Source organism: Streptomyces sp. NPDC002156 (assembly GCF_053593675.1).
Map to the genome: position 1 here is coordinate 1 of NZ_JBSFDA010000179.1, position 20,580 is coordinate 20,580.

The 20,580-nt window shown below is 70.1% G+C and carries 18 protein-coding genes; 5 read left to right on the top strand and 13 right to left on the bottom strand.

Annotation, left to right across the window (positions count from 1 at the left end; translation table 11 throughout):
• Positions 1–1,119, top strand: a 1,119-nt coding sequence (locus ACWCRB_RS41610; protein ID WP_451001032.1) for a glycosyltransferase family 2 protein, incomplete at its 5' end; no start/stop codon positions are given.
• Positions 1,120–1,160: 41 nt separating this feature from the next.
• Here the strand turns inward: ACWCRB_RS41610 and ACWCRB_RS41615 are convergent.
• Positions 1,161–1,832: a hypothetical protein gene (locus tag ACWCRB_RS41615; protein WP_451001033.1), complete on the bottom strand. Its 672-nt coding sequence runs from the start codon at positions 1,830–1,832 to the stop codon at positions 1,161–1,163.
• Positions 1,833–1,957: 125 nt separating this feature from the next.
• On the opposite strand from ACWCRB_RS41615, the gene ACWCRB_RS41620 reads away from it, so the two are divergent.
• Together ACWCRB_RS41620 and ACWCRB_RS41625 are read left to right on the top strand one after the other, a co-directional pair.
• Positions 1,958–4,018 carry an O-antigen ligase family protein gene (locus tag ACWCRB_RS41620; protein ID WP_451001034.1) on the top strand — a complete coding sequence of 687 codons (2,061 nt, stop codon included), beginning with the start codon at positions 1,958–1,960 and terminating at the stop codon, positions 4,016–4,018.
• Complete coding sequence (locus ACWCRB_RS41625) at positions 4,015–4,914, top strand: glycosyltransferase family 2 protein (protein ID WP_451001035.1); 900 nt, start codon at positions 4,015–4,017, stop codon at positions 4,912–4,914. The genes ACWCRB_RS41620 and ACWCRB_RS41625 overlap by 4 nt, the downstream gene beginning before the upstream one ends.
• 80 nt (positions 4,915–4,994) lie before the next feature.
• On the opposite strand, the gene ACWCRB_RS41630 is transcribed toward ACWCRB_RS41625, so the two are convergent.
• From ACWCRB_RS41630 to ACWCRB_RS41685, 12 genes are all read right to left on the bottom strand, one after another.
• The gene (locus ACWCRB_RS41630) at positions 4,995–5,978 is read right to left on the bottom strand and encodes a class I SAM-dependent methyltransferase (RefSeq protein WP_451001036.1); all 984 of its coding nucleotides are present in this window, start codon (positions 5,976–5,978) and stop codon (positions 4,995–4,997) included.
• A complete protein-coding gene (locus ACWCRB_RS41635; protein WP_451001037.1) occupies positions 5,972–6,649 on the bottom strand; it encodes a class I SAM-dependent methyltransferase in 678 nt (225 codons plus the stop codon). Before ACWCRB_RS41635 ends, ACWCRB_RS41630 begins: the two co-directional genes overlap by 7 nt.
• Before the next feature lie 68 nt (positions 6,650–6,717).
• Positions 6,718–7,554: a glycosyltransferase family 2 protein gene (locus ACWCRB_RS41640; protein ID WP_451001038.1), complete on the bottom strand. Its 837-nt coding sequence runs from the start codon at positions 7,552–7,554 to the stop codon at positions 6,718–6,720.
• Positions 7,551–8,696, bottom strand: coding sequence for a hypothetical protein (locus tag ACWCRB_RS41645; protein WP_451001039.1), 1,146 nt, complete (start codon positions 8,694–8,696; stop codon positions 7,551–7,553). The genes ACWCRB_RS41640 and ACWCRB_RS41645 overlap by 4 nt, the downstream gene beginning before the upstream one ends.
• A gap of 5 nt (positions 8,697–8,701) precedes the next feature.
• On the bottom strand, positions 8,702–10,255 hold the full coding sequence (locus ACWCRB_RS41650) for an oligosaccharide flippase family protein (RefSeq protein WP_451001040.1): 1,554 nt from the start codon (positions 10,253–10,255) through the stop codon (positions 8,702–8,704).
• Positions 10,218–11,132 carry a chain length determinant protein gene (locus ACWCRB_RS41655; protein WP_451001041.1) on the bottom strand — a complete coding sequence of 305 codons (915 nt, stop codon included), beginning with the start codon at positions 11,130–11,132 and terminating at the stop codon, positions 10,218–10,220. Before ACWCRB_RS41655 ends, ACWCRB_RS41650 begins: the two co-directional genes overlap by 38 nt.
• A 66-nt stretch (positions 11,133–11,198) precedes the next feature.
• Positions 11,199–12,329 carry a non-hydrolyzing UDP-N-acetylglucosamine 2-epimerase gene (gene wecB / locus ACWCRB_RS41660; RefSeq protein ID WP_451001042.1) on the bottom strand — a complete coding sequence of 377 codons (1,131 nt, stop codon included), beginning with the start codon at positions 12,327–12,329 and terminating at the stop codon, positions 11,199–11,201.
• A 3-nt stretch (positions 12,330–12,332) separates the two neighbouring features.
• Positions 12,333–13,592, bottom strand: a complete 1,260-nt coding sequence (locus ACWCRB_RS41665; protein ID WP_451001043.1) for a nucleotide sugar dehydrogenase — start codon at positions 13,590–13,592, stop codon at positions 12,333–12,335.
• Positions 13,592–14,362 (bottom strand): WecB/TagA/CpsF family glycosyltransferase, encoded by a 771-nt coding sequence (locus ACWCRB_RS41670; RefSeq protein ID WP_451001044.1) that lies wholly within the window; start codon positions 14,360–14,362, stop codon positions 13,592–13,594. The genes ACWCRB_RS41665 and ACWCRB_RS41670 overlap by 1 nt, the downstream gene beginning before the upstream one ends.
• The gene (locus tag ACWCRB_RS41675; RefSeq protein ID WP_451001045.1) at positions 14,359–15,525 is read right to left on the bottom strand and encodes a hypothetical protein; all 1,167 of its coding nucleotides are present in this window, start codon (positions 15,523–15,525) and stop codon (positions 14,359–14,361) included. The genes ACWCRB_RS41670 and ACWCRB_RS41675 overlap by 4 nt, the downstream gene beginning before the upstream one ends.
• A gap of 275 nt (positions 15,526–15,800) precedes the next feature.
• Entirely contained in the window at positions 15,801–16,400 is a 600-nt protein-coding gene (locus tag ACWCRB_RS41680) for an acyltransferase (RefSeq protein ID WP_451001046.1), read from the bottom strand.
• 149 nt (positions 16,401–16,549) lie between these two features.
• Positions 16,550–17,530 carry an NADPH:quinone reductase gene (locus ACWCRB_RS41685; protein ID WP_451001049.1) on the bottom strand — a complete coding sequence of 327 codons (981 nt, stop codon included), beginning with the start codon at positions 17,528–17,530 and terminating at the stop codon, positions 16,550–16,552.
• A gap of 162 nt (positions 17,531–17,692) precedes the next feature.
• Here ACWCRB_RS41685 and ACWCRB_RS41690 point away from each other — a divergent pair, with 162 nt between their 5' ends.
• Positions 17,693–18,799, top strand: coding sequence for an NAD(P)/FAD-dependent oxidoreductase (locus ACWCRB_RS41690; protein ID WP_451001047.1), 1,107 nt, complete (start codon positions 17,693–17,695; stop codon positions 18,797–18,799).
• 153 nt (positions 18,800–18,952) lie between these two features.
• The gene (locus ACWCRB_RS41695; RefSeq protein WP_451001048.1) at positions 18,953–20,356 is read left to right on the top strand and encodes a cytochrome P450; all 1,404 of its coding nucleotides are present in this window, start codon (positions 18,953–18,955) and stop codon (positions 20,354–20,356) included.
• Positions 20,357–20,580: the final 224 nt, after the last annotated feature.

A 20,580-nucleotide genomic window follows, 5' to 3' on the forward strand; every position in this document is an offset into this window, starting at 1 on the left:
ACCCACACCCCCGCGCGGCTGCCCTCCCTCACCCGGTGGGCCGCCACCCGCCGGGGATTGGCCTTCCCACCGATGAGCAGCGTCAGTGTTGTCATCCCCTGCTACAAGTACGGCCATTTCCTCGCCGACTGCGTGAGCAGCGTCCTGGACGAGCAGGACGGCGTTGACGTCCGGGTACTCATCATCGACGACGCCTCGCCCGACGACTCGGCGGAGATCGCGCACAAACTGGCCGCCGCCGACCCGCGCATCGAGGTCCGCGTCCACGAGACCAACAAGGGCCACATCGCCACCTACAACGAGGGCCTCCTGGAGTGGGCCGACGGAGACTACGTCGCACTCCTCTCCGCCGACGACCGACTGGTCCCCGGCGCACTCGTACGGGCCGCCGCACTCCTCGACGCCCACCCCGAGGCGGGCTTCGCCTACGGCCGCCCCCTGCGCTTCCAGCATGGCGGCCCGCTGCCCAAGGCCCGTACGCAGAGCACCGGTTCGGTCGTCTACCCCGGGCACTGGTGGCTGGAGCGCCGCTTCCGCGAGGGCACCGGCTGCATCACCTCGCCCGAGGTCGTCGTCCGCACCAGCCTCCAGCGTGAGGTCGGCGGCTACGACCCCGCACTGCCCCACGCCGGCGACATCGAGATGTGGATGAGGCTCGCCGCCCGCGCCGACGTCGGCTACATCAGCGGCGCCGACCAGGCCTTCTATCGCGTCCACGGCAACAACATGTCGACCACCGACTTCGGCGGCCAGCTCGACGACCTCCGTCAGCGCCTGGTCGCCTTCGACTCCGTCCTCGCCAAGTGCGCCGATCTGCTCCCGCAGGCCGAGCAGTTGGCCGACCTGGTGCACACCCGGCTCGCCCGCTATGCCCTGCGCCGCGCCTACCGCGCCTACGACCGGGGGCGCACCGACGTCGTCCCGGTCGACGACCTCGTCGCCTTCGCCGCGGAGTGCCGTCCCGGGTTCACCTCCCTGCCCGAGTACCAGGCGCTGTACCGGCGGCAGCGCATCGGCGCCGGCCTGATGCCGTATCTCCAGCCGCTGGTGTGGTCGGCCTTCGTCGATCGCGGGCGGGAATGGCTGTGGTGGCGGTCCTGGAAGCGTCGCGGCATCTGATGCGCGAACGCTCCACGAGGTACGCGCTGTCGCTGCCCGGCTCAGTTGGCCACGGGCACCGCACCCGCGTACGGACGCGGGTCCGGGGAGCCGCCCTTCCTGTTCCGGCGGCGCAGCGCGTACTGGTCGAACCACAGTGCGCTCAGGATCCCGGCGAACCCGCCCAGCAGGGCCGTACCGGCCAGGGCGCGGCTCTTGGTGCCCTGCATCTGGGCGGCGCTCGGCGCGACCAGCACGGAGGAACTGATCCGGGCTCCCGCCGAGATCTCCTGCGCGGCCTGGAGGTCCGACACATGCTCGGCGTAGACGTCGATGATCCGGCGGACCGCCGTATTGGCCTCGTCGGGGTTGCCCGCCCGTGCCTGCACCTGCAACGAGGGGATGAGATAGGCGGGCGTCGCGCTGGTGCCGCTGTTGCGGGGGATCAGCTGGTACGTCCCGTCGACACCGGCGGACGCCAACTCCTTGCGCCCGGTCGGCGATTCGAGCTGCTGGATGACGCCGTACGAGAGGGTGGCGAGCGGCGGCTGGAGATTCGTCAGCTGATTCGGCTGGTTCCCTGTCACCGGCGGCTTGAGGACGACCACCGCGGAACTCAGGAACTGCGGGGCGGGGCGGATCACCGGATAGGCCCCGGCGGCCGTCAGCAGGAGCGCGAGCACCAGTACGTACCAGCGGCGGAGCAGCGCTTCGGCGACGTCACGAGGCGACACAGGGATTCCTTCCGTCGGTCCCGATCCTCGCAGGCCCCGCGGCAGTTCGCCACCACATCACGAGGCCTATGCTGTGCCCGAGCCCGGACCTCCGGTACCGCAGCACCGGGCCGGGGGGAGTACTCATGAGCCTTGGCGACCTCTGGGCGATCATGTGCAGGCGCTGGTACTTCATGGTGCCCCTCACCGTGCTCAGTCTCCTCACGGGCGGATACCTGTACCGGACCATCCCCGTCTCCTACCAGTCGCAGAGCTCCGTCACCCTGCTCGACTCCACGGCGGTGTCCGATCTGGCGCCGACCTTCGGCAACCCCATCTCGAACGCGGGCGGTTCACTGGTCGTCACGGCCGACGTACTGATCAGGGCGCTCCAATCGAGCGACTCCGCCAAGGAGTTGCGCTCCCGAGGCGTCACCGACCGGTACACGGCCGGGTTCGCCCCGGAGGCCGACAGCCCGCTGCTCACCCTCAGCGTCACCGGCACCGACCGGGCGAAGGTGCTGCGGGAGACCGCCACCCTCACCAAGTTCACCGCCGAGCAGCTCAAGGCCCTGCAGGCCGCGTCGAAGGTACCGGCGGACTACTTCGTGCAGGCCGCGCCGGTCGTTCTCCCGCAGACACCGGTCTCGGAGTCGAAGGCCCGCTACCAGAACATCGCGGCCGTCCTCATCGTCGGGATGGTCAGCGCGTTCCTGCTGTCCATCCTCGCCGAGGGCGTCGCCGTGGTCCGGCGCCGGGGCCGCGCCCAGGCCGGCTACCTTCCCCGACGCCATCGATCCAAGCCCCCCGAGCGCGCCCCCAGAGGCCTGCTGACCCGGCGCCTGGACGCCACGACGATCCTCAGCGGCTATCTGGTGCTGGCCTTCTTCGTCCCGTCGAACCTCACCCTGCCCGCGCTCGGCGGCGTCGGCACCCCGGCCAACGTCTTCGCCCTGCTGGGACTTCTCTGGTACCTCGCCACCTGGCTCGGCGGCCGCATCCGCCCGGCCGAGGGCACCAGGCTGCCGCGCATCACGATGTGCGTGCTCGCCGGGGCGGTGCTCCTGTCGTACGTCGCGGACGCGACCCGCGACAGCTCGCACGCGGAGGTCCTCGGGGCCGACCGGGGCCTGATCGGGCTCGGGGTGTGGGTGGCCCTGGTGGTGCTGGTGTCGGCGGGCATCCAGGAGCGCAGCCGCCTGGAGACCCTGATGCGCCGGCTCGTCGTCCTGGGCACGGTCGTCGCCCTGATCGGCTACTACGACTTCTTCGCCGCGACCAACGTCGCCGACTCCATCCACATCCCCGGCCTCCAGTCGAGCACCGCCGGGATCAGCGCCATGGACCGAGGCTCGTTCACCCGGCCGCGCTCCACCACCTCCCACCCGCTGGAGTTCGGCGGGATGCTCGCCATCCTGGTCCCCTTCGCCGTCCACCAGGCGTTCGACCCGGTACGCCGTCACGCCGGCGCCCTGCGCCGCTGGGCCCCGGTGGCGATCATGGCGGGCGCCCTGCCGCTGACGGTGTCGAGGACGTCCATCATCGGCGCCTTCATCGTGATCCTGGTGATGGTGCCCCGCTGGAAGCCGCAGCGCCGCTGGGCCGCTATCGGGATCATCCTGGGCTCGGTGGCCGGCTTCAAGGTGATCATCCCCGGGCTGATCGGAACCATCACCAACCTGTTCGCCAGCTTCCTGGCCGGCTCCGACAGCAGCACCCAGGCACGCACCGTGAAGTACAGCGCGATCGTCCCCTACCTGGAGGAACGCCCCTGGTTCGGCCGGGGATTCGGGACCTTCACCCCCGACCTGTACTTCTTCACGGACAACCAGTACATGCTGACCCTGGCCGAGATGGGCATCGTGGGCCTCGTCGCCCTGCTCGCCCTGTTCGTGACCGGGATCCACACCGGCGGCGCCATCCGCCGCCTCGCCCGCACGGACTCGGACCGGGAACTGGGCCAGGCGTTCCTCGCCTCCGCCCTGGTCGCCCTGGTCATCAGTGCCACCTTCGACGCGCTGAGCTTCCCCATGTACGCCGGGATGTTCTTCCTGACCCTGGGGGCGGGCGGCAGCTACCTGGGCTTCATCCGCCGAGAGGCGGCAGCGGCGGCAGAGGCGGCGATCGCGGCCGAGATCCCAGTACCCGAAGGCCGTAAGACATCCGAAGCCGAAGTCAAACTCCCCCAACTCGTGGAGTCCCGATGAGCCCCGTCGCCGTCATCGTCGTCACCTGGAACAGCGCCGCCGTACTCCCGGGCTTCCTGGCCGCACTCCCCGAGGGCATGGCAGGCCTGGACTGGCGACTCGTCGTCGCGGACAACGACTCCGCCGACGACACGGTGGACGTGCTCCGAGCCCTCGCCCCGGACGCCACGGTCGTCCAGACAGGCCGCAACGCCGGTTACGCGGCCGGCGTGAACGCGGCGCTGGGCGCGGCCGGCGAATACGGGGCCGCCCTCATCTGCAACCCCGACATCCGCATGCGCGAGGGCTGCGCCAAACGCCTCGTCGACAGCCTCGGCGAGGGGGTCGGAATCGCCGTACCCCTCCTGTACGAAGAGGACAAGGACACGCCCCACCACTCACTGCGCCGCGAGTCGAGCGTGCTCCGGGCCCTGGGCGAGGCGCTGATCGGCAACACCAGGGCCGGCCGCTTCCCGGCCCTGAGCGAGCTGGTCACCGACCCCACCGCATACCGGCGCCCCACGCGTGCGGACTGGGCGACGGGCGCGCTCATGGCGATATCGGGGGACTGCCTGACCACGTGCGGTCCCTGGGACGAGTCCTTCTTCCTCTACTCGGAGGAGACGGAGTACTGCCTGCGCGCACGCGACCGCGGCTACGCCACCCAACTGGAGCCGACAGCCAAGGCCATACACCTGGGAGGCGACTCCCAGGTGTCCCCCCACCTCTGGACCCTCCTCACCCTCAACAGAGTCCGCCTGTACCGCAAACGCCACGGCCCCATCGCAACGGCCGCGTTCCGCACGGCAGTCCTCCTCCGAGAAACCTCACGAGCGGCGCTGGGCCGCCCGGCGGCCCGAGCGGCAGCAGCGGCCTTGGCAAGACCGGGCGCTTTGCGAGGAACGCCGGGCCCGTGATGGGCCTTTAGGGGCGCGGGGAACTGCGCGACCAGCCACAACGGCGCGACAGCCGACCGACAACATCGCGAGGCACCCCCTTAGTCGGCACCCCGAGCCCGACACACCATCGCCACGAAATCGTGCCCCACATCAGCAAGCACCGAGTCCTCCGCAGCAAAGCACTTTTCCAGCAGCGCCAGCGTATGAGGCTCCTGGTCAAGAAAGTTGTGCGCGATCCCAGAGAACGCGATATGCAACACCGTCCCCCCGTACGGCCGTTCCTCGACGACATCGAAATGCCGCCGCAGCCCGGGCAACAACGCCGCCGCATCAACCGCTTCGGACGGATCGTCCAGCACCATGGACAGCCTGCTGGGCCGAACGACACGCCGCTTGATACGCCCGTCGGGCAACCGCCGCCGCTCCTCGGGCAGTTGAGCCAACAGCTCGTTCGCCGCCGCCAGCTGCCCATCGGTCCACTGGAACCGCGTGGGCCCGACGAACTCGTCGACGACGAACGTCCCGCCGGGCGAGATCAGCCTCGCCAGCCGGGGCAACGTCTCGTCGAGGTTGTCGAAGTGGTGCAGCGACTGCAGCCCCAGCAGCACATCGAAGCGCTCTCCGTCGGCAGCCATCTGATTCACGTCGGTGACTCGGAACCGCAGCACGTCGGAGAGGCCGTTCTCGGCGGCGGCGCGGGTCGCGAAGTCGATCCGCTGCTGCGCCACGTCCACGCCCTCCAGCAGACCGAACGCACCGGTCCTCGCCCAGAGCAGCTCGTTCCCGCCGGTCCCGCATCCCAGCGACAGACCGCGCAGATCGGTGCGCGGCGCGAAATGCTTGCCGGCCACGTACGAGGGAAATGAAATATCCGCATCGCCGGTCATCAGCAGGTTCCAGCGCCTCACGACCGCCGGTATCGCCCACCACTCGGTCAGCGACGGGTCCACCTGGGACCAGTGCTGGACCACCCGCGCACCGCCGCGCACCCGCAACTTGGCGAGCACCGGGTCGAGTTCGAGCCGCCGTACCTTGCGCAACAGGCGGTCCGCGTCGTGTCTGTTGATCAGGTTGTTCAGCATGCTGGCTCCGTTCTTACGGCTATGAGCGACTTCGGGGCGCCGAGCACCCGCTCGCTGAGAAGGGCCGATCCGGGGAACAGGTAGCGCATTTCGGTACGGGTGAGCAGTTCGATGTTGATCACCGCGTCCATCGCCGACTCGGGACTGTCGGGACGGCTGTGGACAAGCGGCCAACGCCGTACGAGACGCGCCCTCGCGGCCAGCGGCAGGAACTGGAAGCCGGGCGCCACGAAGTGCGGCTCGACGGGGAAGTAGCGGTACGGCGTCTGGATCCAGTGCAGTGGCGCCAGTTGCTCGACGGCGGCGACGAACTTCCGCCGCTGACTGTGCCCACCCACGTGCTCGATGGTCGAGTTGGAGAACACCAGGTCGTAGCCGCCCTTGGCGCTCAGCTCGGCGGCGACCTCCGTGTCGGTGACGTCGGCGACCTCCGCCGTGATCCAGTCGGGCAGTTCGGCGGGATGCTCCGCCAGATTGATCAGGTGGACGTGCTTGGCGCGCACCGGCGCGCGCAGCCACATCTCGGCCGTGCCGCCCAGGTCCACGACGCTCATGTTCTCGATGCCGGGGAAGCAGCGCCGGAACCGCTCCCAGCGGGCGATGCGCATGCGTTCTCCCAGCGAACCGGGCGCGTCGACGAACTTGTTCCTGAGGGCGCGGGATCGGGTCACGGGATCAACCACCTGTGGTCGGAGCGGAATTAAGGGAGCAGGCAATCCTCAGAGGAAGCAGGAAAGCCTCAACTGGGCCGGCGCCATTGGGTGTAGAAGCTGGCCGGGTTCATCAGGTATCGGACGGTCGGGTGCGGCACATGGAGCACCCGGTACCGGCGGCCGTACCGGCGGATCAACTCCCAGTCCTCGCGGGGGAGTACCTCCGGTGTCCGGCGCAGCCGGCTGAAGTGCAGGGAGCGATTGCGGCGGGCGACAAAGGCGTTGGTGTCCAGGAAGGCCTCGCGCGCGGCGCGGCGCCGGTCGTAGGGCACCGACAGGACGTCCTGCTCGCTGCCGTCGGGCAGGACGCGGCGCAGTGCTGTGTAGACGCCGTCGGGTCTGTCGGACCCATCCGAATCCTCGGAGGCATCCAGGACCGCCAACGCCCGTTCCAGATGGTCGGGTTCCCACAGGTTGTCGTCGTCCAGGAACGCCACGTACCGAGAGCGAGTGAGGCGGATGCCCACATTGCGCACGACGCCCGCCACGCCGGTGTTCTGTGCCAGGGAGACGGCGAACAGCCTTGGGTCGGCGGGGAGTTCGGGCAGTCCGGCGCCGTCGTCGACGACGATCACGACCTGGTCGCGGACGGTCTGGTCCAGGGCCGAGCGCACCGCGGCACACAGCGCCTCGGGACGCCGGTGGGTGGCGATCACCGTGGCGACGAGCGCCGAGGGCGGTGACGACAGGAAACGGGCCAGCCGCCGGATCTCGACGTCCTCGAACCGGCGCAGCCGCACCGCAGTTGGAGCCAGCAGGACCTTGTTCCTGGCCTCGAAGAGCACCAGCCAGCCGAACAACGCCTTCAGCAGTGTCCAGGGCGCCCGCGCGACCCGGCGCGTCACGACGCCGACGCCGCTCACGAGGCCGGCTCCGGCTTGACCAGACGGCCGTCGGACATCCGGTTGTTCCGCCACACGTTCCCGGCGCCGCCCGCGTTCCAGTGGGCGACCACCCCGTATCCACCGGAGGCGGGGTGGTACTCCGTGGAGAAGATGTTGTCGGTGACCCTGATCCCGGTTGCGCCGGTGCTGCCGCCGTACAGGGCGTACGCGCCCCCGGCTATCCAGTTGTCGTCCACCGTGACGTTGCGGACGATCCCGGTGTCCGCGAACAGGCCGATGCTGCCCGAGGCACCCTGCTTGAGGCTGGTCGCGTTGAGCAGGGTGTTGTGGCGGATGATCAGATGGCCGGTGTTGCCGCCGCCGCTGATCACCGTGTTGGTGTGCTGCCACTCTCCGCCCAGGTTGATGAACGGTTCGATGTCGTGCACGTAGTTGTCGTGCAGATTCCCCTGCCCCATGGACAGGGCGTCGCCGAACACCGAGACGTCGCACCAGCCGACCTCGATGGAACTGCCGCCCATGTTCGACACCGCGTAGTCCACACCGCCGTTGTCAGGACCCTTGCCGGGCACGGCCGTGATCTCCGAGTGCAGGACTTTCAGGCCGCTGAATCCGGGGCGCAGGTTGATGCCCCACCAGTTGTCCGACGTGATCTTGGTGTCGATGACGGTGACGTTGTTCGCGTAGATGTCGAGCGAGCCGGTGATGTCCTGGCCCCGGATGACGAGCCCGTCGGTACGGATGGCCCAGTACCCGGCCTTGTTGGGCTTGAGGGCGGTCCGCGGGCCGGTGGTGTCGGCGTCGGGGAAGCCGCAGTCGCCGGGGGACGCGCAGTTGGCCCTGGCGGCCGGTGCGCCGGACGCGCCGCCGGTGCCCGCGGTCGCGGTGGGCCTGGCCGTCGGGGTGGGCTTCTTAGTCGGGGACGGCGAGGCGGTGGGGCGATCCGTCGCCTCACCGGTCGCGGTCGATGGGCTCGCTGTCGTCGGCGGGCCGGTGCTCGGTGACGCCGGGGGCCCGCTCGTACGGCAGGTCGGCGCGTCGTCCGTGCAGTCCGCCGACGCGGACTCGTCCGACGAGCCCGAGCAGGCCACGCCCAGGACCGCCAGCAGGGCGGCGAGCAGCAGTCCCGCGAGGGAGTTCCGGCTGATGTGCGGTGACATCAGGTTCACCTCAAGTCCTGTTGGGTGGGCCGAACAGGTGCGGCGGACCCGGACGGGCCGCCGTGGGACCGGTCCTCGCGCGCGACACCGCGCAGGAAGTCACGGCTGGGCAGGACGCACAGCGCGTAACCGGCCAGGGAGACGGTGCTGATGGAGAGGAACGCGAGCGGGCCGTCGCCGAACAGGTGCTTCAGGCCGACGACGATCACGGCCATCACGGCTCCGCCGAGGAAGGGCCACGCACACGCCCGCGCGATCCGGCCGACCCCGATGCCGCCCCGCCTGAGGGCGAACAGGAACACGGGCACCACCAGGCCGCCCGCGACCAGGACATGGGCCTGCGAGGCTCCGACGATGCCGTTCAGGTGGGCGCCTACGAGGAGCACCGGGATCAGTGCGACCAGCCACAGGCCCTGCACCAGGAAGAGCGACCGCCGCTGTCCGATCGCGACCAGACAGTCGTACGCGAGTTCGCTGCCGATCCTGATCAGGCCCAGGGCCATCAGCCAGGGCAGGGCCGCGGCGGCGGGCGCCCACTCACTCCCGTAGATCAGCTGGACGGCGGGACCAGCGAGGCCCGCCAGCAGGACGCACGCCGGGACGGTGGCCGTGATCACCACACCCAGGGCGCGGCTGAAGCCCTGGGCGAGCGCCTCCGGTGACTCGGCCAGCCGGGAGAAACCGGCGAAGGAGACCCGGCGGGCGGCCTCGGAGATGATCCGCACGGGCCAGCCGGAGATGTTGAAGGCGAGGACGTAGAAACCCAGGGCGACATTGCCCAGAGTCGCGCCCACCACCATCGTGTCGACGTTGACCACCGCGAGGGCCAGCATGCTCGCCCCCGCCAGCGGAAGCCCGAACCGGAGCAGCGCCCGGGCCTGTTCGGGGTTCCAGCCGAACTTCAGGGTGCCCGGCGCCGCCAGCGCGCAGCCGATCAGCGTCACGACGTTGCCCGCCACGGCCCCCACGGCGAAGCTCATCGCGCCCCAGCCCTCGAAGGCCAGCATCAGCGTCACCGACGTACTGAGCAGGAAGTTGAGCGCGTCGATGATCATCCGCTTGCCCTGGGCGAACTCCCGGGTGAGGAAGTTCGCGGGCACCTGTGCCACCCCGTCGATCACCACGCACAGGCACATCACCCGCAGTACGCCCGCGGCGTCCGGCGAGCCGAGCAGGCTCGCGACCGTCGGTGCCGCCGCGAACAGCGCCACGTACAGCAGACCGCTGGAGAGGACACTGAGGGTCAGTACGGTCGGCGCGAACCGCCGTGCGTCGCCCTCCCAGCGCACGATGGCCAGGCCCACGCCCAGCTCGTTCGCGGACAGCAGGACCAGCAGCACGGTCTGCGCGATGCCGTACACGCCCCACTCCGCGGGGCCCAGGGCGAAGCGGGCCAGCACGATGCCGGTCGCGAAGTTGCCCAGGCGCATGACAACGGTGTTGATCAGGCTCCAACGGGCCGCCGAACGGACCTTCCCGCCGAGGGAGACGGCGGCCGCGGGAGCGGGGGTGTCGCCCGGCTCAGCGGTCCCGCTGTCCGGTGTGCGAACGCTGTCCACTGGTCGGCTCCTCGTCGAGCGGCTCGGCGGCGGGTGCCACGGCCGTGGCGGACCGCCCTGCCCGCGGTTCCGCGGCAGACCTCTTCCCGGCGGACCGCGCCCAGGCGGGCGGTGTGCGCAGAGCGATCGTCTGTTCCGCGACCGACTCCTCGGACGCCGACCGGGGGGCGGCGACGGGGGAGTCGGTCGAGTCGGTTGAATCGGCTGAACTGGCTGTATCGGTGGTGGACTCGGGGGTCTCGTCCGGCTCCGCGGGCTCTTCCGGTCGCGCCGGCGGATGCGACCGGCGGCGCGCCTCCACATAGAAGACGGCGACCAGGCTCAGCACCAGGCCCAGCCCCCCGGCCATGATCATGTACTGGAGCCGGGTCTTCGTCTGCGCGACCGGCGGCTGCGGGGCCACGATCGTCGTCACCCGGATCATGGCCTGCGGGGCGACCGACTGCTGCTCCTGGAACTGCTCCAGTCGGTCCTTCGCGTACGTGGTCAGGATGCGGTCCGAGGCCAGGACGGCGGACTTGTCGGTGCCGGTGACGGTGAGCCACATCAGCGGCCCCTGGGCGTTGTCGGCGAGCTTGGCCTCGAACGTACCGGTGGCACCACGGGACTTGAGCTCCCGGACGGAGACATCGGAGTTGAGATTGCGGGCCAGGCTGTCGGCCATGCCGGTGAGCGACGTCTGGGTGCTGAGGAAGGGGTTGCCGTCGTAGGCACGGGTGGCCTTCTCGGAGTTGAGAAGGACCACCGTGCTCTGCGACTGGTAGGTGACCGGGACCAACAGCACCACGGCGGCGATCAGACCGCCGGTCAGCAGCAGTCCGGGCAGCAGAACGTACCAGCGCCTGCGCATGACCCGGAAGATCTCAGCGAGATCCATGGCGGTCCCCCCTTGCGACCAAACGTTCTGTGAGCAAACGTTCGACGAGCGTGTATTTCAAGCGGATCATATGGGGAACGTTCGGTCCTCGGGTCTCGGCTGGTCGGTCGGTCTCGGCCGGGTGCTCGCCGTGCCCCCCGCCAGCAGCACATCGGCGATACGGTCGCTCGCCCGGCCGTCCCACAGCTCGGGCCTGCGCGGCGCGGGCGGATCGTCCAGCACCCGGTTCACGGTGGACACGATCCGCTCCGGATCCCGGCCCGCCAGCACATTGGTGCCCTGCTCGACGGTGATCGGCCGCTCGGTGTTGTCCCGCAGCGTCACACAGGGCACGCCCAGCGCGGTGGTCTCCTCCTGGATTCCGCCGGAGTCGGTCAGCACGACCCGGGCGGAGTCCTGCAGGGCGATGAAGTCCAGGTATCCGGCGGGCGGTACGAGCCTGATGCCGCCGGGAACACCGATCTCCGCCAGCTTGTCCGCCGCGCGCGGATGCACGGGCAGCACGAGCGGGAGGCGGCCGGCGATCTCCCCCAGGGCCTTCAGGAGTCCGGAGAGGACTTCAGGGTCGTCCACATTGGCGGGACGGTGAAGCGTGACCAGGCCGTACTCGCCCCTGGACAGCCCGTACCGGTCGAGGACGTCCGAGGCCCTGGCCCGCTCCAGGTTGACCAGCAGCGTGTCGATCATGACGTTGCCGACCAGGTGGATCTGGTCGTCCCGGTAGCCCTCGGCGCGCAGGTTCTCGACGGCGTCGGGCGAGGGGGCCAGCAGATAGTCGCTGACCCGGTCGGTGGCGACGCGGTTGACCTCCTCCGGCATGCTCCAGTCACGGCTGCGCAGCCCGGCCTCGACATGGGCGAGAAGCGGGCCCGCCTTGGCGGTGACCAGGGCGCAGGCCAGCGTGGAGTTGATGTCGCCGACCACGACGACGATGTCCGGGGCCACCTCGCCGAGCAGTGGCTCGAACGCGGTCATCACGCGTCCGGTCTGCTCGGCGTGGGAGCCCGAACCGACCCCGAGGAAGCGGTCGGGCGGACGGATGCCGAGGTCGGCGAAGAACACGTCGTTCATGGCCGGGTCGTAGTGCTGACCGGTGTGGACGAGGACCACCTCGGCGCCCCGGCGTTCCAGGGCGTCCATCACCGGCTTGATCTTCATGTAGTTGGGGCGGGCCCCGGCGACGCAGACGACTCGCATGGGTCAGAGCACCTCGACAGTGGAGCCCGACGACAGCCGGCGACGGCAGTCGAGGACGAAGGGGGCGTGTTCGGCGACGAGTTCGTAGTCGAAGCTGTCGTGGTCGGTGAGCAGGACCACCACATCGGCGGCCGCCAGTTCCTCCGGCACCGGTTCGACCCGTACCAACCGGGTGTCCACGGGCAGGCTCTCGACGACGTGCGGGTCGGCCGCCCTGACCTGGGCGCCCATGTCGAGCAGGAGTTGGGCGATGCGCAGGGCGGGCGACTCGCGGGCGTCACCGGTGTTCTTCTTGTACGCCAGACCGAGCAGCAGGATGCGCGAGCCGTTCACGGAACGGCGTCTCTCGTTGAAGAGGTCGCTGATGCGTCTCGCCACGTACTCGGGCATGTGGTTGTTGATGTCGTTGGCCAGCTCCACGAAGCGGAAGCTCTGGCCGAGTTCGCGCTGCACCCGCCAGGACAGGTACGAGGGGTCGATCGGCAGGCAGTGCCCGCCGACGCCCGGACCGGGCGTGAACCTCATGAAGCCGAAGGGCTTGGTGGAGGCGGCGTCGATGGCCTGCCAGACGTCGATGTCCAGATGGTGCGCGAACATCGCGATCTCGTTGACCAGCGCGATGTTGACGTGCCGGAAGGTGTTCTCCAGCAGCTTGGCGAGTTCGGCCTCCTTCGGCGAACTCACCGGCACGGTGGTGTCGACGAGTTGGGCGTAGAAGTCCTGAACGGCCTTCAGGGACGCCTCATTTACGCCGGAGACGACCTTCGGGGTCTCCTTGAAACCCCAGACGGCGTTTCCGGGGTCGATCCGCTCCGGGCTGTACCCGAGGTGGAAGTCGGTGCCCGCGGTGAGACCCGAGCCGTCCTCCAGGATCGGCGCGAACAGCTCCTGGGTCGTGCCGGGATACGTGGTCGACTCCAGGACGACCGTGGCTCCCGGGCGCAGATAGCGGGCGAGGGTGACCGCCGAGTCCTTGATGTAGCGGAGGTCGGGAGTGCCCTCGTGCAGCGGGGTCGGCACGGTCACCACGGCGATGTCGAAACCGCCGCAGTCGCGCGCCGACTCGCTCGGGCGGTACGAGCCGGCGTCCAGTGCCGCGCGGATCCGCTCGGAGGAGACGTCCTCGACGAAGGACTCACCGGCGGCGAGGCTCTTGACCCGCCGGGAGTCGACGTCGTACCCGACCACCTCGTGTCCGACCTCGGCGGCGCGGATGGCCAGCGGCAGACCGACGTATCCCTGTCCGACCACGACGACGCGCATCAGTTGCTCCTGTTCGCGGAAGCGGGCGACGGGGTGAGCCGGATCAGCTCCCGCGCCGTCATGAGGACGAAGGCCACGTTGGTGGTGAGGTAGCGGCGGCCCAGGCGGCGCGGTTCCTGCAGCGCGCGGTAGAGCCACTCGACCCCCCACCGCTGCCAGGACTCGGGGGCCCGCTTGGTGATCCCGGCGAGGATGTCGAAGGAGCCGCCGACCCCGTGCACGACGCGGGCGCCGGTACGGGCGCCGTACGCGGCGGTGAAGATCTCCTTTTTCGGCGAGGTCATGCCAAGGAAGAGCATCTGGGCACCGCTGTCCGCGATATCGCCCGCGATGGCCTCCTGCTGGGAGTCGTCGAAGTAGCCGTTGCGGCTGCCCGCGACCTTCAGTCCGGGGAAGCGGTCGGCCACCCGGCGCAGCATCTCCTCCAGCACCTCCTCCTTGGCGCCGAGGAAGTACACCGACATGCCCGCCGACTCCGCCTCGGCCAGCAGGCGCAGGAACAGGTCGATGCCGGCCACCCGTTCCGGCAGCGGGGCGCGCAGGATCCGGCCGGCCCAGACCACGGCCTGTCCGTCGGCGAGGACGAGGTCACAGCCGGACACGGCGTCGGCGAGGCGCGGGTCCCGCCGCATGTTCACCAGCTTCGCGGCGTTGACCACGCCGATCTCCAACTGCCTGCCGTCCCGCACCGCTTCGAGGCAGCGCTCGACGGTCTCGTCCATGGTCAGCGGGTCCAGCTCGACCCCGAACATCGTCTGACGCTTGCTCATTTGAGGCCCCCCAGCCAGGCGTGCAGCATCCAGCCGAACTCGTACGGCCGGCATTCGCGGTCCACGGAGACCGGGCGGTACACCCGGTCCAGGGACTTCAGCCGGAGGTTCGGAGCGACTCGGGTGCCGAGGCCCCGGGCCGCGCGTACGGCCTTCTTCGGGTCACCCCGGTAGACCTTGCGCCACGTGACGCCGAGCTCCTCGCGGATCATCGACTCCTCGTGGCCGACGGCCAGTTCGGGTACGTCGGTCATCCAGCGCAGGCCCTTGCGGATCGCCGCGCCGAAGTCGCTGCCGCCGGCGTCGGTCAGGTCGAACAGGGCGGTCGGCGCCATCGCGTGCTGGTGGACGCTGTAGACCGGGTAGCCCTCCACGACACCACCGGTGCGCGCGTCGTAGTGCCACCACCACTGCCCGCCGTCGCCCTGCAGCTCGCAGATGCGCGCCGCGCAGGCCTCGGACGCGGCCAACGCCTCGGGGTCGCCGCCCTGTTCGGCGCTGGCGTGTGCGCGGGCCAGGGCCTGGAGCGGGTACGTCTGGTCGGCGAAGCAGCTCACATGCGCCCGGTACCAGGGCACCAGACCGGGCCCCGTGGCGTGCGGGAACAGCGGGCTGTCGCCGATCCGGGCCCGCAGCAGCCGGTCACGAGCTGCGGAGAAACGTCTCTCCACGTCGACCGTGTCGCGAGCCGCCGCGAGTGCGGACAGCACCCAGGCGGCCTCCACGGTGTACTGCGGCCGGCCCTCCTCGTCCAGGGCGTCGACCCGCGCGAGGGCGTCGGAGAGTTTGGGGTGCTCGGTCTCGGCGGCGGCCCAGGCGATGAGCGCCGCGTCACCGAGGTTGGTCACAGCGGGCAGCGACTCGACGAGCAGACCCGTGAACTCCTGGGCCGTGTGCCCGCCGAGCACCGCACGCTGACGGTCCTCGGGGAGAAAGCGGGCGCCCAGCACGGTGATGGCCGCGTACCGGGTGCTGGTCCCGCGCCGCTCCAACGTCCAGGAACCGTCCGGGGTTTGCCGCCCGGACATGGTGAAGACGAAGCCCTCGCCGCCGGGGAGGAGCATCGACGGGAGCCCCGACTCGGCGACGGCGAGGAGCCGTTGGGCGAGCGGGAGCAGCGGCGGCTCGTCACGACCGAGCGCCGCCAGACGTGTTGTGGTCATCGTTTGGGCACACCAACCCCCCTGTGGGTCCTCTGCTTTTGAACAGCCTGGTGATCGCCGCGGCGCCAAGGGCCGCACGGCGGAAGGCAGACGTCAGACATCACGCGTCGGAGCGGTCCTGGCTCCTCGCTTCGGGCACAGCTGTCCCTACCCCGTAACCCCCCCTGGGTACTGGTTTCGTGTGCTCATTGTGCTAGGTCTGCATAGTTCGCACACATGTTATGCCTGAGGATGTTCGAAGATTTGCGTTTTGTGGGAAACACGGGAAACAGGCGTCATGCGCGCTCGATGAGTTGGCCGTCCTTCTCGTCGAACAGCCCACCCGTCTCGGGGCACTTCCACACGCCCGGCTCGCCGTCCCGTTCGACCAGCCGTACGCCGGCCCGGCCGACCCAGCCGATCCGGCGCGCCGGAACACCGGCCACGAGCGCGAAGTCCGGCACGTCCTTGGTCACCACGGCACCCGCCGCGACCAGGGCCCATCGGCCGACGCGCACCGGCGCCACGCACACCGAACGGGCTCCCAGTGACGCCCCCTCGGCGACCACCACCGCCACGGCTGTCCAGTCGTCGCCGCGCTTCAACTTGCCCTGGGGGTCGACCGATCGGGGGAAGTAGTCGTTGGTGAGGACTGCCGCCGGGCCGACGAACACGCCGTCCTCGAGCACCGCGGGTTCGTACACGAGTGCATAGTTCTGAAGCTTCACGTTGTCGCCGATCCGCACCCCCGGGCCGACATACGCCCCCCGGCCGATGATGCATCCGGCGCCCAGTCGGGCGTCCTCCCGGATCTGCGCCAGATCCCAGACCGTCGTTCCGTCGCCGACCGTGGCCGCCTCGTCGACCTGAGCGGTCGGCTGGACTCTGAAGCTCACCTGGTTGAACCCTTCTGTTCGTCGAGACTCGTCGAGATCCGTGGAGTCCCGTGGAGTCCCGTGGAGGCGACAAAGGTGCGTTCACGAGATCACCATATGTATGCCGAACTCGGGTGCGGGAGGGCTCAAATGTGAACGTTTGCTGCCTGTCAGTTGGCGACGGTGATCAGCACTCGGCCGCGTGTGCCCGCGTCGACCCGTTCGTGGGCCTTGGCGATGTCGGTGAGTGGGTAGCGGTCGCCGATGTCGACGGTGAGGGCGCCGACCGCTGCCGCCGCGGTGAGATCGCGGGCGGCCTGCCGTCTGGCGTCGGCGGGGAAGTCGTCGCTGCCGAGCAGGCGCAGGGTGATGTTGTTGAACAGCATTGGCCAGAAGGGGAGTTCGGTGCGGTCGGTGTGGGTGCCGTAGGCGGCGATGACGGCGTCGGGTGCGGTGACGGCGTTGTCGAGGTCGGCGTTGGCGGACAGGGACACCTCGACGACGCGGTGCACGCCGCCGGGTGCGTGGGCGCGGATGGCCGCGGCCGGGTCGGCGGTGTCCAGGGCGACGGCGTGGGAGACGACGGCCGGGTCCACGTGGTCCAGATCGCCGGTGCGGCGGACGGTGCCGATGACAACGGCCCCGCCCCAGCGGGCGAGTTGGGCGGCGAGGGAGCCGACACCGCCGAGCACCCCGTGCACGAGGACGAGCCGCCCGTCGACCGGGCCGTCGGCGAACACCGCGCGGTGGGCGGTGATTCCGGGGATGCCGAGGCTCGCGCCGAGTTCGTCGCCGAGGTGGTCGGGCAGCGGGACGGCCTGCTGATCGGGTACGACGGTGTACTGGGCGGCGGTGCCGGACGCGCGGTAGGACTGGGCGCCGTACACCCAGACCCGCTGCCCCACGCGGCGGGCGTCGACCCCGTCGCCGACTCGGTCGACGACCCCGGCGGCGTCGCTGTGCGGGATCACGCGGGGGTAGGGCATGGAGGAGCCGAGCCAGCCGCGCCGCTTCTTGGTGTCGCCGGGGTTGACGCCGGAGACGGTCACGCGGACGCGGACCTCGCCGGGGCCGGGCTCGGGGTCGGGGAGTTCACCGACGTGCAGCACGTCGGCGGCGGGGCCCTGCTCGTCGTACCAGGAAGCCAGCATGGACATACCTCCGGAGTACTACGGTCGCACTGCTTCACGAAATGCACACACAAACACATCGGATCTTTAAGTTTCAAGCGCTACGCTCGGGGCAGTCGAGTGGCCGCCGGAGTCCACCCATCGCGCGGTACTCGCTCCCCCCACCAGGCACAGGAGACTCGCGTGCGTGACGGCGACGTAGTGGTGATCGGCGGTGGCTATGCCGGCGTACGGCTGGCGAGACGGTTGGACGAGACGGCGCGGGTCACGCTGGTGGACCGCAAGGAGGTCTTCTTCCACCGTATTGCCTCCCTGCGGGCCGGCGTCCACCCGGAGTGGACGGTCGCCCCGTTCATCCCGTACGACCGGCTGCTGCGCCACGGCCGTGTCGTCGTGGGCAAGGCGGTCCGGGTCGAAACGGCCGAGCGGGAGGTGGTGCTTGGCACGGGCGAGCGCCTCCCGTACGACGTGGTGGTGATCGCCACCGGCGCCGACTACCCCGAACCGGCCCGTTTCACCGGGACCACCGTCGAGGAGGCGGCCGAGTCGTTCGCCGGGCACCAGCGGCACATCGCCGCCGCGGACCATGTCCTCGTCGTCGGCGGCGGGCCCTCCGGTGTCGAGCTGAGCGCCGAGATACGCCTCGCCCGGCCGGACGCCCGGGTCACCCTCGCCCACTCCGGGCCGGCGCTGCTGCACGCCACGGGCAGCGAACGAGCCGGACGCAAGGCCCGCGCCTGGCTGGAGTCCCACGACGTGGAGGTGCTGCTCGACTCGTTCATGTCGCCCGGCAACGACTTCGGCACCTACCGCGACGCACGCGGGAACATCATCGCCGCCGACCGCTCCTTCTGGGCCACGGGCACCACCCCCAACACCTTCTGGCTGCGCATGGCCGGGCACAGCGACTGGCTGAACGCCTCCGGGCATGTGAAGGTCGACCGGACGCTCCGGGTCGACGGGCGGCCGGACGTGTTCGCGGTCGGGGACGTCAACGACGTCACCGAACTCAAGATCACTCCCATGGCGCTCGCCCAGGCGGACCTCGCCGTCCACAACATCCGCTCCTACCTGCAGAGTTCGGGCAGGCACCGCAGACAGCCCCGCTTCTACCGGCCGGTCCACCGCACCCCGCTGGTCGTGCCGTTCGGCCCCGCCGACGGGGTGACCATGGTGCCCGTGCCCGGCGGCGAGACCGCGGTCCTCGGCGGCCGCACGGCCACCCTGGCGAAGGCCAAGACCCTCATGACGCCGTACATGAGACGTCAGTTGGGCTACACGGCGGCCTGAGACTGGCGGGACCGGGTGGGACTGGGTGGGGCCGCAACTCTGGGTTGCGGCCCCGTTGTTACCGCGCCGTACGCCCTGCGATAGGGTCCCAGCGTTTCCAACTACCGGCTGAACGTAAGCCGGTACGGGGAGTGTTGGAGGGGCGACGCGACGATGGAATCCCAGTGGGGCGACGGCGGATCCGTGGACCTGGACGGCGCACGGTTGGAGGAGATGTCACCTGAACCGTTGCTGACCAGGGACTACGAGACGCGCCCCTCGCTCGTGTACGAACGGCTGAGGCAGCGGCACGGCCCGGTCGCACCGGTCGACCTGCTGGGCGTACCCGCCTGGCTGGTCCTGGGCTACCAGGAGTCGCTCCAGGTCCTCCAGGACGACGACGGCTGGCCGAAGGGGCTGGAGAACTGGCGGGCCCGCTCGGAGGGCCGTGTGCCGTCCGACTGGCCGCTCGGACCGTCCCTGGAGGTCAACCATGTGCTGATCCAGGGCGGCCCCGGATACCGGCCGCTGCGGGCCGCGTGGGACATCGCGCTGAAGCCGTTCCAGGATCCCGGCCACCCCCAGGCGAGGCGCCTGAAGAGGGCCGTCACCGCCTACGCGGACGAGCTGATCACCCTCATGGGGCAGGGCGGCACCACGGGCCTCGCGGACCTGTCCGCCCAGTTCTCCCGGCCGCTGCCGCTGATGGTGGCCAGCCATCTGCTCGGTATCCCCGGTTCACAGGGCGACGACGCGCTGATGGACATGTGGCGGGTACTGGACGCCGGCCCGGACGCGGAACCCGCCCTGGAACGGCTGCTGGCGACACTGGCCGAACTGGCGGCGGCGAAACTGGACAGGCCAGGGGACGACTTCCCCTCCTACCTGCTGGCCGCGCACCCCGGGCTCTCGATCGACGAACTGGCCCGCGAACTGTTCATGCTGCTGGGCATGACCTCCGACCACGTCGGCATCCTCATATCCAACACGGTGGTCGAGGTCATCTCGGGCGAGGGCAGCGTGCGGGCCAGCCTGTCCGCCGGGATGGTGAAGGAGACCATGAACCGGGTGGTCATGCGCAAGCCGCCACTGGTCAACTTCGTGCCCCGCTTCGCCGCGAAGGACACCCCGCTGGGCAACTACACGATCCGGGCGGGCGACCCGGTGTGGGTCTCCGCCGCGGCGGCCCACGCCGACCCGCTCTTCGCGAAGAACGTGTGCCCGAGCACCACGGTCAGCACCCGGGCCCATCTGTCCTGGGGCGCGGGCCCACGCCAGTGCCCGGCGCGCGAACTCGCGTCGACGGTCGCTGCGGTCGGAGTGGACCGCCTCTTCGAACGCTTCACCCACCTGGACCTGGCCCTCCCGGTCGACCAACTCCCCTGGCGCTCCTCACCGTTCATGCGCGGCCTGCGATCACTGCCCGTGCGGTACGAACTCGCCCCGATGGCCCCCGAACGACGCCTGGCCTACGACCAGGCAACACCATCGCCGGAGCCGGACCTGCCGGATCCGTCCGCCCGACAGCGGTCGTCGCTGTGGCGGTATCTGACGGGGCTGATCCGCACGGGGAGGTGACCTTTCAGCCCGTCCGGCGCCTTTTAGCCCGTCCGGCGTCTGAGGACAAGGCCGGCCTCAGGCACCCCCAGCCTGTCCGGGGTTGGAGGAGGAGGCCGGCCTCAGGCACCCCAGCCCGTCCGGCGTTTGAGGACGAGGCCGTTCAGGCCGAAAGGGGGGTCTGGGGGCGCAGCCCCCAGGGATGGGAACGGGTAAGGGCGGCGGGGGCGAAAAAGGTCTCGAGG

What these genes read in the sequence shown, in the direction of transcription:
- ACWCRB_RS41695 (WP_451001048.1), top strand. Translation starts at nt 18,953, where the DNA reads ATGGAATCCCAGTGGGGCGACGGCGGATCCGTGGACCTGGACGGCGCA.
- ACWCRB_RS41665 (WP_451001043.1), bottom strand. Translation starts at nt 13,592, where the DNA reads ATGCGCGTCGTCGTGGTCGGACAGGGATACGTCGGTCTGCCGCTGGCC.
- ACWCRB_RS41685 (WP_451001049.1), bottom strand. Translation starts at nt 17,530, where the DNA reads ATGCTGGCTTCCTGGTACGACGAGCAGGGCCCCGCCGCCGACGTGCTG.
- ACWCRB_RS41655 (WP_451001041.1), bottom strand. Translation starts at nt 11,132, where the DNA reads ATGGATCTCGCTGAGATCTTCCGGGTCATGCGCAGGCGCTGGTACGTT.
- ACWCRB_RS41675 (WP_451001045.1), bottom strand. Translation starts at nt 15,525, where the DNA reads ATGACCACAACACGTCTGGCGGCGCTCGGTCGTGACGAGCCGCCGCTG.
- ACWCRB_RS41670 (WP_451001044.1), bottom strand. Translation starts at nt 14,362, where the DNA reads ATGAGCAAGCGTCAGACGATGTTCGGGGTCGAGCTGGACCCGCTGACC.
- ACWCRB_RS41645 (WP_451001039.1), bottom strand. Translation starts at nt 8,696, where the DNA reads ATGTCACCGCACATCAGCCGGAACTCCCTCGCGGGACTGCTGCTCGCC.
- ACWCRB_RS41630 (WP_451001036.1), bottom strand. Translation starts at nt 5,978, where the DNA reads ATGCTGAACAACCTGATCAACAGACACGACGCGGACCGCCTGTTGCGC.
- ACWCRB_RS41620 (WP_451001034.1), top strand. Translation starts at nt 1,958, where the DNA reads ATGAGCCTTGGCGACCTCTGGGCGATCATGTGCAGGCGCTGGTACTTC.
- ACWCRB_RS41625 (WP_451001035.1), top strand. Translation starts at nt 4,015, where the DNA reads ATGAGCCCCGTCGCCGTCATCGTCGTCACCTGGAACAGCGCCGCCGTA.
- wecB (WP_451001042.1), bottom strand. Translation starts at nt 12,329, where the DNA reads ATGCGAGTCGTCTGCGTCGCCGGGGCCCGCCCCAACTACATGAAGATC.